Source organism: Methanofollis formosanus (assembly GCF_019633745.1).
In the GTDB taxonomy this organism is placed as follows: domain Archaea; phylum Halobacteriota; class Methanomicrobia; order Methanomicrobiales; family Methanofollaceae; genus Methanofollis; species Methanofollis formosanus.
In genome coordinates this window covers 771,411-787,899 of record NZ_CP037968.1, presented here as the reverse complement: position 1 = coordinate 787,899, position 16,489 = coordinate 771,411, and the positions used below count along the sequence as shown (strand labels likewise).

Annotated in this window: 12 protein-coding genes; 8 read left to right on the top strand and 4 right to left on the bottom strand. The window is 61.5% G+C overall.

What is annotated here, in order from left to right:
• Positions 1 to 57: 57 nt before the first annotated feature.
• The 3 genes from E2N92_RS03450 to E2N92_RS03440 all read right to left on the bottom strand — a co-directional run bounded on the left by E2N92_RS03450 (position 58) and on the right by E2N92_RS03440 (position 7,483).
• Positions 58 to 5,187 (bottom strand): PAS domain-containing hybrid sensor histidine kinase/response regulator, encoded by a 5,130-nt coding sequence (locus E2N92_RS03450; RefSeq protein ID WP_220682307.1) that lies wholly within the window; start codon positions 5,185 to 5,187, stop codon positions 58 to 60.
• A 234-nt stretch (positions 5,188 to 5,421) separates the two neighbouring features.
• Entirely contained in the window at positions 5,422 to 5,937 is a 516-nt protein-coding gene (locus E2N92_RS03445) for a DJ-1/PfpI family protein (protein ID WP_220682306.1), read from the bottom strand.
• Positions 5,938 to 7,255: 1,318 nt separating this feature from the next.
• Positions 7,256 to 7,483 carry a hypothetical protein gene (locus E2N92_RS03440; protein ID WP_220682305.1) on the bottom strand — a complete coding sequence of 76 codons (228 nt, stop codon included), beginning with the start codon at positions 7,481 to 7,483 and terminating at the stop codon, positions 7,256 to 7,258.
• Between the two features lie 81 nt (positions 7,484 to 7,564).
• Here E2N92_RS03440 and E2N92_RS03435 point away from each other — a divergent pair, with 81 nt between their 5' ends.
• From E2N92_RS03435 to E2N92_RS03400, 8 genes are all read left to right on the top strand, one after another.
• Positions 7,565 to 7,987 carry a PaaI family thioesterase gene (locus E2N92_RS03435; protein WP_220682304.1) on the top strand — a complete coding sequence of 141 codons (423 nt, stop codon included), beginning with the start codon at positions 7,565 to 7,567 and terminating at the stop codon, positions 7,985 to 7,987.
• 636 nt (positions 7,988 to 8,623) lie between these two features.
• The gene (locus E2N92_RS03430; protein WP_220682303.1) at positions 8,624 to 8,803 is read left to right on the top strand and encodes a hypothetical protein; all 180 of its coding nucleotides are present in this window, start codon (positions 8,624 to 8,626) and stop codon (positions 8,801 to 8,803) included.
• 50 nt (positions 8,804 to 8,853) lie between these two features.
• On the top strand, positions 8,854 to 10,440 hold the full coding sequence (gene pyrG / locus E2N92_RS03425) for a CTP synthase (RefSeq protein ID WP_220682302.1): 1,587 nt from the start codon (positions 8,854 to 8,856) through the stop codon (positions 10,438 to 10,440).
• 14 nt (positions 10,441 to 10,454) lie between these two features.
• Positions 10,455 to 11,372 (top strand): glutamine-hydrolyzing GMP synthase, encoded by a 918-nt coding sequence (gene guaA, locus E2N92_RS03420; protein WP_220682301.1) that lies wholly within the window; start codon positions 10,455 to 10,457, stop codon positions 11,370 to 11,372.
• A 12-nt stretch (positions 11,373 to 11,384) separates the two neighbouring features.
• Complete coding sequence (locus E2N92_RS03415; protein ID WP_220682300.1) at positions 11,385 to 12,524, top strand: aspartate aminotransferase family protein; 1,140 nt, start codon at positions 11,385 to 11,387, stop codon at positions 12,522 to 12,524.
• Positions 12,505 to 13,569, top strand: a complete 1,065-nt coding sequence (gene hisC / locus E2N92_RS03410; protein ID WP_220682299.1) for a histidinol-phosphate transaminase — start codon at positions 12,505 to 12,507, stop codon at positions 13,567 to 13,569. Before E2N92_RS03415 ends, hisC begins: the two co-directional genes overlap by 20 nt.
• Positions 13,566 to 14,078 (top strand): adenylate kinase family protein, encoded by a 513-nt coding sequence (locus E2N92_RS03405; RefSeq protein WP_220682298.1) that lies wholly within the window; start codon positions 13,566 to 13,568, stop codon positions 14,076 to 14,078. The genes hisC and E2N92_RS03405 overlap by 4 nt, the downstream gene beginning before the upstream one ends.
• A complete protein-coding gene (locus E2N92_RS03400; protein WP_220682297.1) occupies positions 14,075 to 14,668 on the top strand; it encodes a CDP-alcohol phosphatidyltransferase family protein in 594 nt (197 codons plus the stop codon). Before E2N92_RS03405 ends, E2N92_RS03400 begins: the two co-directional genes overlap by 4 nt.
• A 958-nt stretch (positions 14,669 to 15,626) precedes the next feature.
• Here the strand turns inward: E2N92_RS03400 and E2N92_RS03395 are convergent.
• On the bottom strand, positions 15,627 to 16,484 hold the full coding sequence (locus tag E2N92_RS03395; RefSeq protein WP_220682296.1) for a PKD domain-containing protein: 858 nt from the start codon (positions 16,482 to 16,484) through the stop codon (positions 15,627 to 15,629).
• Positions 16,485 to 16,489: the final 5 nt, after the last annotated feature.

The following is a 16,489-nucleotide window of genomic DNA, read 5'->3' as shown; positions in this document are numbered from 1 at the left end:
GAATCGTGTTCCTCGGAGGGGGCCGCTGGAAAGAGCCGAAAAAAAGTGGTTGTTGCCTTACCGGCCAAGAAGTTCCTGAAGAGTCCGGCTCAGTTCTTCGAACATGTACGGTTTCCCGATGCTCCCGTAGAACCCATACTTACCGGGGTTCTTGATGATCGGGTCGTTGAGATAACCGCTGGACACCAGGACCCGCACCTCGGGGTCCAGTTGTTTCAGTTGTTTCATGGTCTCGAGACCTCCCATCTTCCCCGGGACCGTCAGGTCGAGGATGACGCCGTCGAAGGGGGTGCCGGCGTCCTGTGCCTCGGCGAACCTGGCCACCGCCTCCTCGCCGTCATATGCCGTTGCGACCGTGTAGCCGAGGTGCCTGAGAAGGTCGCTCGTCGTCTCCAGGATCCCGGCTTCGTCGTCCATCAGGAGGATAGAACCTGACCCGCCCTGAGTGATGACTGCGGGTTTCATCTGCTCACCGATATCATTTGCCGCCGTAGGAAGATAAATAGAGAACGTCGTCCCGATTCCAGGCTCCGAAACGACGTCCATCCATCCGCCGTGGTTCTTGATGATCGGGAGGGCCATCGCCAGCCCGATCCCTGACCCGTGCTTCTTGGTGGTGAAGTACGGGTCGAAGATCCTGCTCATGTGCTCGGGTGAGATCCCCACGCCGCGGTCTTCGACCGTGATCCTGACATAACGCCCTTTCGGGAGCGGGATTGGGTCGCTCCCGGAGACCTCCACGGGCCCCGCGCCGATGGCAACCGTCCCGCCCTCCGGCATAGCCTGGTCTGCGTTGATGATGAGGGCATGGAGGACCTGGAGGAGCTGGGCGGCATCGCCCATCACCGGCATCGGCAGCGGTTCGAGGGCGAACCGGCATTTGCACTTCGAGCCGCGCAGGGCGTAACTCGCGGCCTCGCGGGCCAGGTCGGCGATATCGACCGTCTCCTTCTCAGGTTCGGAGAGGTCGGAGAAACTGAAGAGCTGGCGGGTGATGTCGCCCGCTTTCATCGTCGCCGCCTCCGCCTCGGTCAACCGCTGGTAGACAAAGTCTTCGGGAGCGAGTTTCATCTTGGCCAGGTTGATGTTGCCCATCACCGAGGTGAGGATGTTGTTGAAGTCGTGGGCGATCCCCCCCGCCAGATCAGAGAGGGAAAGGAGTTTCTCGGTCCTGACAAACTCTTCCTCCGCCTTCTTGACCATGGTGACGTCCCTCCCCACCACCTGATACTCGGTGACCATACCGTCCGGGGCGAAGATGGCCCTGACCGTCCACTGGTGCCACCGCTCCTCCTGGCTGCGGCCCTTCACCTTCCCGTCGAGAGTGACGCTCTGCCGGCCGGCGCGCAGTTGCTCCTCCAGCGAAGGGATGAGATCGGTGAACCAGGTGGGGAGGATGGCGTCAAGAGTCGTGGAAAGGAGTTCGTCTCTGGTAAAGCCAAACGATCTGCAACACGCCTCGTTGACGAAGGTCAGACTCATGTCGGGCCTGAAGCGACAGATCCATTCGGTCTGGTCCTCGACCACGGCGCGGTACCGTGCTTCGCTCGCCCTGACCTCCTCCTCCATCCTCTTGCGTTCGGTGATGTCCTTGGCAAGCGTGACGATCCCCTGGGGACGCCCCTCTTCGTCTCTGAGCGTGCGCGCGTTCCAGAGAAGGATCTTCTCCTCCCCGTCACTGGCGCGGACCGTCACCTCAAGATTTCTCAGGATGTCGGATTCGGTGCGCGCGCCCTGCACCACCTTCATGACCTCTGCCCAGACTGTGGGATCAGGGACGAGGCGTTCCCAGATCTCCGCACCGCCGACCACCTCGTCTCTGGCATACCCGGTGACCTCCTCGGCCGCCTGGTTCCAGACCGTGACCCGTCCCTCGCTGTCCGTGACCGCAAGGAGCATCGTGGCGTTCTCGATGATGCTCTCCCTGAAGTTGCTGAGTGCTCTGATGTGCTCTTCCGCCCGTTTCCGTTCGGCGATCTCGGCGCTGAGCAGTTCGTTCGTCTCGGTCAGTTTCTTCGTTCGTTCGAAGACGATCTCTTCCAGGTGCGAACGGTACCTTGCCAGTTCCTCCTCGATCTCGGTCCGCTCGGTGATGTCCATAAAGGAGAACATCATACAGAGCGGGTCTTCCTCCTCGTCGGTGACCATGCTTGCCGAGACGCTGGCATGGAACTTCTTGCCCCCTTTCTTCTTCCCGACAAGTTCGCCCATCCAGCCGCCGTCCTTCTCGATCCGTTCGAGGGCCTTGGCGACCTTCTTCTTCGGCTGCCAGAACCTCTCGAGGGGTTTGCCCGCCACCTGTTTGACCTCTTCAAAGCCCCAGAGTTTGAGCGCCGAGTTGTTTGCGAAGACCAGGTCGCCTTCCAGGTCGGTGATGGTGATTGCGTTGATCGAGGAGGTGATCGCGCTGTCCATCACCCTGAGCGCCTCCTCGATCCGCTTGCGCTCGGAGATGTCGATCGCAGAACCGATCACCTCGACCTGGTCCCCTTCCTCGTCCCGGGTCACCCGCATCTCGAAGTGGAGCCAGCGGTATTTCCCGTCCTTGTGACGCATCCTGAATTCAAGAGTCTTTTGCCCTTCTTCAAGGAGTTTCGGAAACTCTTCGTCCTGGATCCGGCGGCGGTCCGAGGGGTGGAGGGTGGCCGTCCAGAAGGTCGAGTCATAGATCACCTCTTCGGGTTCGTAGCCGAGGAGAGGGATGATATTCTCGGTCACGTAGGTGATCAAGCCCATCCCTCCGCTCCGATCTGTCGGGGGATCCAGGGAGAAGATCATGACCGGACTGGAGGAGAGGATATGCTGGAGACGTGATTTGGTCGACTCGAGTTCCATCTCAAGAACCCTTCTCTGGAGGGCCACCGAAGAGAGATGGACAAAGGTCTCGACGGTGGAGAGGGCCTCGGGGTAGCCGTCGTCCCGCCTGACCAGGATCACACACCCGAAGAGGTTGTCGCTGCGCGCGATCCCGGCCACATGCATCGAACCGACCGCTCCGTCAAGATATGCCCTGGTGGCGCTCTTCATCCGCCCCGCGAGGAGCGGCGAGGCGGTGCCGTCGTCAAGAGGTGTGAGCACCCCGGTAAGCAGGTCGTCGTAGAGGTCTTCGGGGAGGGGCAGGCTCGTCCCGATGCTGCCGCGCGCCATGGAATAGAGGCGGGGGTCTCTGTCCTCGTCAAGGCCGGAGACCGCTCTGACGATGAGTTTTTGCTCGAAGTTGTCGTACTGCGTCACAAAGACGAGCGCTTCATCGAAGATACTGCGGAAATTTTCGCTGATGAACCGGTAGATCTCGTCTTCCGGCGGGAGGTCGACGAAGCCCACTGCTGCGGAGGAGAGGAAGGAGAGTTCTCTGATATACTGGGTTTCCCGCTCTTCAGACTCTTTGCGGTCGCTGATGTCCCGCATCACTCCCATCACGCCGATCGCCGCACCCTCCTCGGCGTCGTGGAGGGAGTTGATCCGCACCTCAACCCAGAGCGGGCTGCCGTCAGCACGGAGCGCTTCGATCTCAAGCACCTTTGAAGAGACGGTCTTCTCCCCGTGCTCCCCGCCAGGTGCCAGGACTTCTATGGCGGCGTCTCGGAACCGTGCAAACGATCCCGGCGTGAGCACGTCGGCCATGGGCCTGGAGATCACGCTCGCGGGAGGTGTGCCGGTGATCTTCAGGACCGAGGGACTGACGTAGGTGAAGCAGAGGTCGTGGTCGAGAGTGAAGATCACGTCGGTGGCATTCTCGGTGATGAGACGGTAGCGATGTTCGCTCTCCCTGAGTTCGTGTTCGGTCTCTTTCTTTGTGGTGATATCGATCAGGGATAGGATTGAGAGGTCGGTACCCGGTATGAGGGATACATTGACGATGAGGTTCTTCGACGACCCATCCTTTGCATAGGCGCGACATTCATAGGTGGTGGGTGCATCCCCCGTATCGCTCAGCCGCGCCTGGTGGAAGTGTCTGACCATGTCCCGCTCGTCCTCTTCCAGACAGGAGAGCCAGCACATGCCGTCCCGGATCTCGGCCTCGGTGTATCCGAACATACGGGAGAACTCCCTGTTGACCATCTGGATCTCCAGTCCGGGACCGAGGAGGAAGGAGGCAGTGCCGGTCGTCTCGAAGAGCGTCTGGTAGGTGACCCGGGAGCGTTCGGCAGATTCCCGGGCGGTTTTGTTTCTGAGATAGAGGGTGATCTCGTCGGCTATGGCGAGAAGAAAGAATGAAGGGGAGGTGGATTTCTGGTCTTCCTTCTGGTACCAGACGGTCATCTTGCCGTCCTGGCCTTCGCCGGCATCGATGGGGAGAGGGGCCCGTGCTCCCTTCCCTTTTTCACCCGCCGACACAGAGAGACGGCCGGGAACCGAGATCTCGACGGCATGGATCCAGGGGACCGAACGCTCGATCATCTCCGCCCCTCTCAGGAGCGTCTCCTCCTCAGGAAGTTCCTCGTTGTGGAGGAGGTGTACGAAGTTGTACAGACACTGCATCTTCTTTACCCGTTCGCCGGCCTTGAACCAGTCTTCCTGCCAGATCCAGAGGATTTCAACGAGGGTGCCCTCGTCGGTGAAGATGCCGTGAACGATCCACTCGCGGTCCCGGTTCTGTATGGGAAGCCGCGGCTTTTCCGGTGTGAGGGATCGGACGGTATCCTCGACCGGGGCGACGCTCTCCGGGGGAATAAGGTCGGTGAGATAACAACCGTCCCTCTTTTCGGTACCGAAAATGTCGTAGAAAGCCTCGTTGGCAGAGGTGATTCTGAGGGTCGTATCGGTCGTGCAACAGGGGGCCGCGGATGATAAGACCAGTGCGTGGTTCCGTTTTTTACTGATTTTAACGGCGTTCTCTACTATTTTCCGCTCTGAAATGTCGCGGAAGATGTCGACCCGCACTCCCTGGAGCGGTCCGCTCCTGACGAGGTGGCTGGAGTATGCCACCCAACGGGGTCCCGGTTTGGTGAGGGCCCATTCTCTCCCACTGGTCTCCCGATCTTTCCGGTACATCGACCCAACCAGATTCTGAAATCCGATCTGGTCCTCGAAGAGTGGGGAGAGATCGGACTCCAGTACCTCAAGAGCGCTGCGCCCCGCGAGTCCCTCTATTGCAAGCCCGAAGAGTGTGCCGAAGATTTCGTTGGCATAGATGATCGAGCCTTCCTGGTCGATGAGCATGACACCGTCACCGGCCCGATCCATGGCCAGGGAGGAGAGAGAGAGCTCAGAATCCGGGGAGTTTAACTTCGAACTTTCCAATGTATACCAGCTCCCGCGTCCAGATAGGTTTTGATAATCAGCAACACATATATGCCTTCTGTAATATGCAAGTCATGATATGCGGGATTATCCGGATGGCACGCAGATGAAAATTATATTTCGGATTGTATAAAATTTTGGCCCGGTTAACCCTTGCAAGGGGGTCAGCCGCTCTGTTTATCTGGAGAGAGCCGAGAGAACAGCCTCCGCGAACACCCCGGCGACCGCCGGTCCGTTGGCCGTTACGATCATCCCGTCGGTGACGACGCCCTCTTCCACGAGTGTCGCCCCGCCCCGTTCCATCTCCTGTACCGAAGCAGGACTTTTGAAGACCGTTGCCCTCTTTCCGTTCAGGACGCCGGCGCGGGCCAGGACGACCGGAGAGAGACAGATCGCTGCGACGACCTTCCCGGCCTTCGCACACTCCTGCACGAACCCTTTCAGGTCGGCATCGGTCCAGAGATGGTCCTGCGACCCGATGCCCCCCACCACCACGATGCCGTCGTACTCTGCAGGGTTCAGGTCGGCGAAGGCGGCCGTCGCCTCTGCCATCGCCCCGACCATCCCCTGGCAGGTGCCTGCCCTGGTGGAGGCGACCACCATTTCGACTCCTGCTTCTGAGAAGACCTTCTGCGGTACCTCGAATTCTTCGTCGCGGAACTTGTCAGGCGCAATTGCGAGTACGAGTTTCATAGCAGTAGTTGGGCGAGCGTTTCTCATAACTTTATTCTTGTGATGAAGGGAGGGGACGCGTGAAGGGTGTTCGTGGATTCGTCCGAAGAAGTCCTCATGATGGTTCTCTGTGACGGGAGCGGTCGGGCATTCCTATCTGAGGGGCCATGACGACGGGGAGTGAGGTGATCATTGTGCCGTCCCCTCATCATCGAATCTTTCCTGCCGTCTCGCGAAGGGATAGGACAGGGGACGGCACCATGTGTGATCCCGCTAAAATAGATCAGCCCATTACCATCCAGAGTTTATCTTCGGGGTCATGAGAACAGGACAGCATAATGATCAGCCATGCCGTCCCCCCGTTATCGAATCTTTCCTGCCATTTCGCGAGGGGATAGTGCGGGGGACGTCGACAAAGATCGACCGCCCTCCGTTTGTGGTCTATCTTCGGGGTCATGCTTAAAGGAAAGCGGACTGATCAGAACATGCCGCCGCCTTCAATCGCACGGACTGGTCTGCCATCTCGCGAAAGGATAGCCAGGGGACGGCACGGGCGCGTGTTCTCACTGAAAATCGATCCGCGCTTCCCCGTTTGTGGTCTATCTTCGGGGTCATGAATACAGGACAGTGTAACGATCAGACCACGATGCCGTCCCCCCTTTACATGAACTTTTTTGCCGTTTCGCGAAAGGATAGGACGGGGACGGCGCCACGCGTGATCCTGTTGAATGATGATCGCCTCTTCCGTCCCACTCCAATCTTCGGGGTCATGCCAACAGAACGGCGTGGTGATCAGATGTGCCGTCCCCTCATCACCGAACCTGTTCCGCCATTTCGCGAGACGATAGGACAGAGGACGGCATCATGCATGAGCCCGTGGAGTGATGATCGCTACTCTTCCGTCCAGGTTCTATCTCCGGGGTCATAAAAACAAAACGGCATGACGATCCCCAACCATGCCGTCCCCCTTCACCGGGAGCATATCCCAAAAGTATCTGGACTGATCAGCCGTGCCGCCCACCGAGAGAAGAAAGCGTGTTTCCTTGCTCTCTCCCGCCGGGGGGAGACCCCCCGGACCCCCCACGACGAAGATAGCCAAGGGGCGGCAGCAATCTCTTGAACGAAGCCGTACTTCTGAAACGTCTTCTCGTCACATATCAAGGCCGAAGAGTTTTGGGATGACCTCCGGATCTGTTCTGCCATCTCGCGAAAGGATAGGACGGGGGACGGCACGGGGCGGTGTTCGTGTCCGTTGTCCTGTCACGATAGAGAGAAAAGGTCAGGCCTCCGACGTGGCTTTCGGTTTCACGCCTTCCTCCTCATCTCTCCCACGGCGGATTCACTGGTGGCCGCGCAGGTGGGCGGGGAGGGCCGTGCCCGGGCGGTACTTTTCCGCGATTGCAATCGCGGTCTCGCGCATTTCTCCGTGCTCGCGCAGACATGCGTCCGGTGGGGGCTGTTTCCTGAGGATCTGAGAGGTGTTCTCGGTGATCTGGATCAATTCGGTTGCGATGACGGCGTTGAGCCACAACAGGTCTTTGAACATCTCTTTCTCTTCGGTGTCCATGGTGAAGAGAAGGAAGTCCTTCCATATGGCATTTTTCCACCGGTGAGAAGGATTATCCGGGCCCGAGGCGAGATCAGGAGCATGGGTTATCTCGATGAGATCAAGGCGAGGGGCCGGGATGCCAATCCCTTTTTTGGCCTGATGGGGATCGATCCCGTCTCATATGGGGACGGCCGGGCCGAACTCTCGATGACCGTCAGGCCGGAGATGCGCAATGGGGCCGGGTGGCTGCAGGGCGGCGTCTACACCGCCCTGGCAGACGAGGCGATGGCCCTCGCCATCATCACGCTCCTCGGGGAGGACGAGCGGATCGCCACGATCTCCGAGACGACGAGTTTCTTTGCAGGCGTGCGGGACGGAACGCTCAGGGCCAGGGGCGAGGTGGTGAGAAGAGGACGCCGGGTGATCTTCGTGGAGGGCGAGGTCTCCGATCAGGAGGGGCAGGTGCTCGCCAGGACCACCGCGTCGTTCGCGGTGATGGGGCCGGAGAAGAGGGAGGGCTGAGAACGCGGATCTCCGGATCGTGTAGAATTTTTCATGAGGGGAAAGCACGCCTCAAGCATACGGGATGAAAATATCATCTCAGAACGGGATCGATTCTTGATCCTCCTCCTTGTGTTCGAGGAGTGAATCGAAGTCGAGCATCATGCCGCCCCTCGGCTATCTTCGTCGTGGGGGTCCGGGGGGCACGCCCCCCCCCGGCGCGAGATGGCAGGGAAATCTCGACGATTGGGGGCGGCCATTTTGATCTCGCATCAGTCCCCACACCTATCATCACGCCTTCCCATATCAATCGCGCTGGGGGCGCTGCCCCCGGACCCCCGGGATGAAGATAGGGGTGGGAAGGCACCATCAACGACCATGAAGAGGGTATTGCTATCCTCCGCCTATGTGCAGCCCTCATCGCAGTCCTCCGGGGCGCGGAAGGATCCTCGATCCGCCTCCTTGCGACAGGGGGAACGGCCAGAAATCGAGCAACCCGCCGTCCCCGGCGATCGCTCTGCGAGAGAGGGCAGAGTCTCGATCGTCCTGGCGCTTTTTCGTGGCGACCTCATGTTCCTGACGCGCCGCTGACGTGCTTTCCCCTGAAGATGAACCAGGGCATTTGTCGGATCATGGACCGACACCGCCGGGATCCCCATGGATGAGATCGACTTCGTGCAAGGTCATGAAACGTTCATCACCCCTGGCGATAGTTGGGGGGTTGCACGGGTTTTCACAGCTCATGAGATGGCAGAGATCAAGCGCCGTCTCGCGGTCTTGCCAACGGAAAAGGGATGTGCAGGAGAGCGTCAGTTCACCGTAGCCGAACAACTATAATCCCCTGATGAGATAGATATGGGTACGACGATATCCGCGGGGAATTTGTTTTGAAGTATATATTCGTTACTGGCGGCGTAATGAGTGGCCTTGGCAAGGGTATAACGGCGGCATCGATCGGAAGGATCCTGAAGAACCGTGGCTATCAGGTCACGGCGATCAAGATCGATCCCTATCTGAACATCGATGCCGGCACCATGAACCCTGCACAGCACGGGGAGGTCTTCGTGCTCAGCGATGGCGGCGAGGTGGACCTTGACCTCGGCAACTACGAGCGTTTTCTTGACATCGAGTTGACGAGCAACCACAACATCACCACCGGCAAGATCTACAAGAGCGTCATCGAGAAGGAACGGCGGGGCGACTTTCTGGGCGGGACCGTCCAGATCATCCCGCACATCACCGACGAGATCAAGGCATGCATCACCAGGACGGCCGAGGAGTTCGAGAACAACGGCCACCGGGCAGAAGTCTGCCTCGTCGAGGTCGGCGGTACGGTCGGCGACATCGAGTCGATGCCTTTCCTCGAAGCGGTGCGCCAGATGCGCGGCGAACTCCCGCCGCATGACACGGCCCTGGTGCACGTAACCCTGGTCCCGGCCGACACGATGGGCGACCTCAAGACCAAACCGACGCAGCACTCGGTCAAGGCGCTGCGCGAACTCGGGCTGCGTCCCGACATCATCGTCTGCCGGAGCGACCGGGTTCTTCCGATGCACTCGCGCCGCAAGATCTCCGACTTCTGCGACGTCCCGCTCAACGCGGTCGTCAGTGCGGCCGATGCCCCGGACATCTACCATGTTCCGATGGAACTTGAGAAGGAAGGGGCCGCCAACGTCGTCCTCGACCTCCTCGACCTGGAAAAGCGCGGCGTGGACGCCGAGTGGTACCGCACCGTCACCGAGGACTATACCAACCGGGTGACCATCGGGATCGTCACCAAGTACGGGATCGAGGACGTCTATCTCTCCATCAAGGAGGCCCTCAAGCACGCCGGCCGGTCCCTCTCGGCCGAGGTGCAGATCAGGTGGCTGGATGCCGAGACCTATGAGTCTGCAGAACTCGCCGAAGTGGATGGAGTATTGATCCCCGGCGGGTTCGGGAAGCGCGGGGTGCCCGGCAAGATCGCTGCGGTCAGGTACGCCAGAGAGAACCAGATCCCCTTCCTCGGGATCTGTCTGGGTTTCCAGATGGCGGTTGTGGAGTTCGCGCGTGACGTCCTCGGCTACGAGGACGCGATCTCGGAGGAGTTCGGCGAGGGCACCCAGGTGATCGCCATCCTCCCTGAGCAGGAGGAGGTGACCGACCTCGGCGGGACGATGCGTCTCGGCAACTATCCGGTCGAAGTGGCGCAGGGGACCAGGGCCTGGAGTCTCTACCAGAAGAAGGACATCACCGAACGGCACCGTCACCGCTATGAGGTGAACCCCGGGTATATCGAGGAACTCAAAGAGGGCGGTCTGGTCTTTTCAGGGACGAACGGGAACAGGATGGAGATCCTGGAACTCCCCTCCCACCCGTTCTTCTTTGCGACCCAGTTCCACCCGGAGTTCAGGTCGAGACCGACGAGGCCGTCCCCGCCGTATGTCGGGTTTGTGAAGGCGTGCATGGAACACAAGAACCAGAAACACCAGTAAAAAGAGGTTGAGCAATGGTCAAGGTAGAGCAGTTTATCGAGCGCGCAGTCGATGAGATCAAACGGGAGGCAGGGGACGAGAAGGTCGTCGTCGCGCTCTCCGGCGGTGTGGACTCCTCGGTCTGCGCGATGCTGGCGGCACGGGCGATCGGGGAGAACCTGATCCCCATCTATGTGGACACCGGCCTGATGCGCAAGGGCGAGAGCGAGCGGATCTGCGAGGTCTTCTGTGATATCGGCGTGAAGAGAGTCAACGCCGCCGACGAGTTCTTCGCGGCGCTGAAGGGGATCGTCGATCCCGAAGAGAAGAGAAAGGTCATCGGCGAGCGGTTCATCAGGATCTTTGAGCGCGAGGCGAAGGCCACCGGCGCGAAGTACCTCCTGCAGGGTACCATCTATCCCGACCGGATCGAGAGCGAGGGCGGGATCAAGAGCCACCACAATGTCGGCGGCATGCCTCTCGACATGATGTTCGAGAAGGTGATCGAGCCCCTGCGCGACCTGTACAAGGACGAGGTCCGCGAGGTCGCCGGCGGCGTGGGCCTGCCGGCCGAGATCCAGCACAGGATGCCCTTCCCCGGCCCCGGGCTTGCGGTGCGGGTGCTCGGCGAGGTGACCCCGGATAAGATCGCGGTCGTCCGTGAGGCGAACGCCATCGTGGAGGACGAACTCGTCGAGCGCTACCAGCCCTGGCAGTGCTTTGCAGCGCTCCTCGGCCGTGGTACCGGGGTCAAGGGCGACATCAGGTGTTTCGGCTGGGTCGTCGCTGTCAGGGCAGTCAACTCGCGCGACGGCATGACCGCCGACCCGCTGGAGGTGCCCTTCGACGACCTGGTCAGGATCGCCGGCCGGATCGCCTCCGAGATCGCCGAGGTCTCGCGGGTGGTCTACGATATCACCCCCAAGCCCCCTGCGACTATCGAATACGAATGAGATGATGACGGTATGGAGTTAGCAGAAAACTATCGGGAACTGGACGCCCGCTACTATATGCCCGCCTTCTCGCGCACGACCGAGATCGTGCGCGGGCAGGGGGCCCGTCTCTGGGACGCGGAAGGGCGCGAATATATCGACTGTGTCGCCGGGATCGCTGTCTGCAGCACCGGCCACTGCCACCCGACGGTGGTGGAGGCGATCTGTGAGCAGGCGCACGAACTGATCCACTGCTCGAACCTCTTCTATGTCCCGCACCAGGCCGAACTCGCCGAGAAGGTCGTGGAGATCTCCGGTCTTGTCGGGGGGAAGGCCTTCTTCTCGAACTCCGGCGCCGAGGCGAACGAAGGGGCGATCAAACTTGCCCGTCTTGCCACCGGCAGGAAGAAGTTCGTCGCCTTCACGCACAGTTTCCATGGGCGGACGATGGGGTCGCTCGCGGTCACCCACAAACCGGCGATCAGGGAACCGTTCGAGCCCCTTGAACCTGCATGCACCTTCGTCGAGTACGGCGATCTCGACGCCCTCGAGCGGGCGTTCGACGGCGATGTCGCCGGCGTGATCGTCGAGGCCATCCAGGGAGAGTCAGGGGTCATCCCCGCACCCGAAGGTTTCCTCGAAGGGATCAGGGCGTGCTGCGACCGGCACGGCGCCCTGATGATCGTCGACGAGGTCCAGACCGGGATGGGACGGACCGGGAAGTGGTTTGCGTTCCAGCACACGCAGGCGCAACCCGACATCCTCACGCTGGCCAAGGGGATCGCCAGCGGGTTCCCGATGGGTGCGCTGGTCGCCCGCAAGGGACTTGAGTTCAAGGGCGGCGAACATGGGAGCACCTTCGCCGGCGGACCGCTCGCCTGCGCCGCCGCACGGGCGACGATCAGCGTGATCGAGGAACTTCTCCCGTCGATCCCGGCGAAAGGCGCACGCTTCGCCGATGGGCTTGCCGCCTGGAACCCCAGGCAGGTGGGACTGATGATCGGGTTCACGGTCGGCGAGCGCTGTGCCGAGGTGCAGCAGTACTGTGCCGAGCATGGGGTGATCGTCAACTGCGCGGCCGACGGGAACATCAGGCTCGTGCCGCCCCTTGTCATCACCGATGAGGAGATCGACGCGGCCGTCGGTGTGATCAATGAGGCGCTCGGTCGTTAGGCGCTGTTACGCTACAGCAGGCGGGTACGTCTTTGCAAAGAGCGCGGAGGAGATCGCGCGCGAGCAGGGGCTTTCGAGGGTGGCGCGGCTTGCCAGCAACGAAAACCCCGCTTCTCCTTCTGAGGCGGTCATCGCCGCAGGGCTCTCGGCCCTGAAGGAAGGGAACCGCTACCCGGCGGCACGGGCCGCGGCGGTGACGGTGGCCCTCCGGCGGCTTCACGGCGATCATGCGTTCCTCATCGGCAACGGCATGGACGGCGTGATCGAGACCGTCGTGCGCACCGTGGTGGAACCCGGCGACCGTGTCGTCATCTCCACCCCGACCTTCTCCTTCTACAACCTGACCGCCGCCGCACAGGGTGCGGAGGTCGTCGAGGTCCCGCGTGAGCCCGACTTCTCGGTCGATCCGGATCGGTTCGTCGAGGCCTGCCAGGGGGCAAAACTTGCCTTCCTCTGCACGCCGAACAACCCCACCGGCAACGTCGTGCCGGTCGACGTGGTGCGTGAGATCCTGGACCGGACCGACTGTCTCCTCTTCCTGGACAACGCGTATATCGAGTTCTCTGACGTGGACTACCGCCCGCTGATGCGGGAGTACGACCATCTCATCGAGGGGCGGACGATGTCCAAGGCCTACTCGCTTGCTGGCCTGCGCTTCGGGTATGCCTTCGTCCCCGAATGGCTTGCTCCTCACCTGGAGCAGGCGGCCACGCCCTTTGCGGTGAACAGTGTCGCCCTTGCTGCGGCGGAGGCGGCGCTTGCCGACCGGGCACACATTCATGAGGTCGTGGCGCATGTCAGGAGATGGAGAGATCGTTTTATGGCCGAGATTCCCCTGCCGGTGGCCCCGTCTGAGGCGAACTTCATCCTCATCGACGTGGCGCCCATGAAGGGAGACGAGGCGATGGAGCGGCTTGCTGCGGGTGGAGTCGTCGTCAGGTCGTGCCGGAGTTTCCCCGGGCTTGAAGACCGGTATATCAGGGTCAGCATCGGGGCAGACTGGGAGAACGAGCTCTTTCTTGAGAAGGTCAGGGATCTGCGATGATGGTCGGGATCACCGGGACGCCGGGCACCGGGAAGAGCACGGTGGCGGCGGTGCTGGCCGGGCGCGGCCGCCGGGTGGTGCATACCACCGAGACGGTCGGGCCTTTCGTCCTCGGTGACGACCCTGAGCGGGACACGCGGGTCGTGGACGCCGAGGCATGGGCGGCGGCCTTTGAACCGGTCGATGGGGTGGTGGAGGGCCACCTCGCCCACCTCCTCCCCTGCGATCGGATCGTGGTGCTCCGCTGCCGCCCCGCTCTCCTGGAAGAGCGACTGGCGGCGCGCGGCTATGCCCGCGAGAAGGTGCGGGAGAACGCGGAGGCCGAGGCCCTGGACGTTATCCTGATCGAGACGCTGGACCTTTTCCCGGCGGAGCGGGTGCTCGAGGTGGACGTCACCGCCCTTGGTCCTGAGGATGTCGCCGACCTCGTCGAGGGCTTCATGGACGGCACGGTCGCCCCGTCTGTCGGGACGATCGACTGGTCCTCCTATCTCATGGAGGGGCTATGACCCTCGATCGCCTCCGCCCCTATGTCGCCGGCCTTCTCACCCCGGCGATCGCGGGGTCGAAACGCCTGGGGCTTACGCCGAACTTCTTCTCGGTCGGCGCGCTGGTCGCGGCCTTCGCGGCGGGCGTCGCCTTTTACTACGGCGAGGTCGCCTGGGGTGTCCTGCTGGTTGCGGTCAACGCCGTCTTCGACGCGCTGGACGGGGCGCTCGCCCGCGAACTCGAGATCGCAAGTCTGCGCGGCGACTTCATCGACCATGTCTCCGACCGGTACGCCGATATCGTCATCATCACCGGGATCTTCGCAGGCGGCGCGGCCTCCTGGCAGGTCGGCGTCTTCGCCCTCACCGGCGTGCTGATGTCCTCGTACATGGGCACCCAGGCCCAGGCCCTCGGGGTGGGCAGGTACTACGGCGGGATCCTGGGCCGGGCCGACCGCCTGGTGCTCCTCATCATCGCCGGTGTCCTGGACCTCGTCTTTGCGGCGCCGGTGTACGGGATGCCGTACCTCGGCTGGCTCCTGGTCATCTTCGGGGTGCTCGGGCATTATACCGCCCTGCAGCGGATCGTCTATATCTGGAAGCGACTCTGATCCGCTCTCTTTTTTTTTGCTGGGTGCCGGCCCCTATCTTCATGATGAGGGGATCAGGATTTCGCCACGGCGGACCCGCCCTCAAATACGACCATATCGCCCCCGGATCCTGGCACAGACTCCCCGATACGAGCCCGGATCGGGCTTCTTTATGGATCTGGCTATAGGGGCCGTATTTCCTCCGATGCGTGGGAGAAACCGGGCCTCTCAAGGCCCGTAGATCGGCTATATGACTCGGGGTAATGTCGGAGGCCATGAACCCCCGGTACACCCCTGAAAATGGCGGCAGAAAAGTCCGGATCGTGGGGGATTTCGGGAGCACCGCCTCTTAGATTTTTTAATCGGGCTTTGTAGAAATGCTCTGGATGGCTCTCTTTGCGGGGGGCTGGCCGCCCCTATCTTCGTCCCGGGGGTTCCGGGGGCAGAGCCCCCGGCGTAAGCGTGTGGGAAGGCGTGATGATCAGAACGTGCCGCCCCCGATCACAGGATCTTCACCGTCATCTCGCGCCGGGGGGAAACCCCCCGGACCCCCCACGACGAAGATAGCCGAAGGGCGGCGATGAAGCGATGTTCCCACCTGTTGTCAGGCTCCAGAGGAAAGAAAGGATTCGTGTACACCCTTGAGATCCACAGGAATTTTCATCCCGTGTACCTGAGGCGTGCTCTTCTCATGCCCAATTCAACAGAGCCAAATAAAGGCTTTGTAGAAATCATCTTGATGGTTCTCTTCGACGGGGGGCTGGCCGCCACCCTGCCCCCGCGCGAGCGATAAGCGGAGGACTGCAACCTCCCTTTCAGGGTCATTTCTCCGCCTTCCACTCCAATCTTTATCCAGGGGGTCCGGGGGCGGAGCCCCCGGCGTGAGCAGGAGGGAAGGCGATGGATTCAGTTCACAGAGGGGTTGAGGTGATGAAAAGAGGATGTTTTCTGCAGAGCCCAAAAAAAGATATTCTGGCCGTCAGGAGGCCGTGATCTCTTTGAACCACGGATCCCGCAGCCCCACGTTGTATTGGGCGATATAGAGGGCGTCGCCGATCTCGATGACCTCGTTGGCGTGGACGTCGGTCTGCCGGAAGACGGCGCTGTTGGGTTCCGGCTTCTCGGTCAGGCCGACGACTTCCTTGAGCACCCTGAGCGTGTCGGCCTGATCGATGGTCCCGTCGTCGTTGGCGTCACCGAGAAGGATCGGCAGGACGTTGATATATACCGGTTTCGTCGCGGTGTCCTCATCGCTGTTCACGGTGAGGCTGACGGTGTAGATGCCTGAGGACCGGTAGGTGTGGACCGGGTCCTGCTCGGTCGACCCGGTGCCGTCGCCGAAGTCCCAGGACCATGTCGTCACGTCGCCGGTCGAGAGATCGGTGAACCTGACCTCGAACGGAGCCACGCCGAGGGTGGGCGAGGCGGTGAAGGCGGCATGGGTTCCCGACGGGACGAGAGCGCTCTCCGGTGCCGTGAGATTGAAGCGGGTGACGGCGCCGGGGGTAAAGGTCAGTTCTTCCTCGGCGGGTTCGCCGTTCACCCTGAATCTGACGGTTGCACCCGCATCCTCGCTGGAGATGACCAGACGGTCATGAAAGATCCCGGGGCCCCCCATGGTCCCGGCCTCCTGCAGGGCGAACCTCCCGCAGACCGTGCCGTCGATATGGGCGGTGACGATGGTTCCGACCGGCGCGGGGGTCTCTCCGCAGGTCACCGACCCGTAGACCTCCTGCGGAAAAACAGGCATGTCGTCCGCCGCGGCCGGGACGATGCATACCGCGGCGAGGAAGAGGCAGAGGAGGAGTCCCTTTGCAGGACTGATGGATGATATCATGCTTC

What these genes read in the sequence shown, in the direction of transcription:
- E2N92_RS03450 (WP_220682307.1), bottom strand. Translation starts at nt 5,187, where the DNA reads ATGGATCGGGCCGGTGACGGTGTCATGCTCATCGACCAGGAAGGCTCG.
- E2N92_RS03445 (WP_220682306.1), bottom strand. Translation starts at nt 5,937, where the DNA reads ATGAAACTCGTACTCGCAATTGCGCCTGACAAGTTCCGCGACGAAGAA.
- E2N92_RS03440 (WP_220682305.1), bottom strand. Translation starts at nt 7,483, where the DNA reads ATGGACACCGAAGAGAAAGAGATGTTCAAAGACCTGTTGTGGCTCAAC.
- E2N92_RS03435 (WP_220682304.1), top strand. Translation starts at nt 7,565, where the DNA reads ATGGGTTATCTCGATGAGATCAAGGCGAGGGGCCGGGATGCCAATCCC.
- E2N92_RS03430 (WP_220682303.1), top strand. Translation starts at nt 8,624, where the DNA reads ATGGATGAGATCGACTTCGTGCAAGGTCATGAAACGTTCATCACCCCT.
- guaA (WP_220682301.1), top strand. Translation starts at nt 10,455, where the DNA reads ATGGTCAAGGTAGAGCAGTTTATCGAGCGCGCAGTCGATGAGATCAAA.
- E2N92_RS03415 (WP_220682300.1), top strand. Translation starts at nt 11,385, where the DNA reads ATGGAGTTAGCAGAAAACTATCGGGAACTGGACGCCCGCTACTATATG.
- hisC (WP_220682299.1), top strand. Translation starts at nt 12,505, where the DNA reads ATGAGGCGCTCGGTCGTTAGGCGCTGTTACGCTACAGCAGGCGGGTAC.
- E2N92_RS03405 (WP_220682298.1), top strand. Translation starts at nt 13,566, where the DNA reads ATGATGGTCGGGATCACCGGGACGCCGGGCACCGGGAAGAGCACGGTG.
- E2N92_RS03400 (WP_220682297.1), top strand. Translation starts at nt 14,075, where the DNA reads ATGACCCTCGATCGCCTCCGCCCCTATGTCGCCGGCCTTCTCACCCCG.
- E2N92_RS03395 (WP_220682296.1), bottom strand. Translation starts at nt 16,484, where the DNA reads ATGATATCATCCATCAGTCCTGCAAAGGGACTCCTCCTCTGCCTCTTC.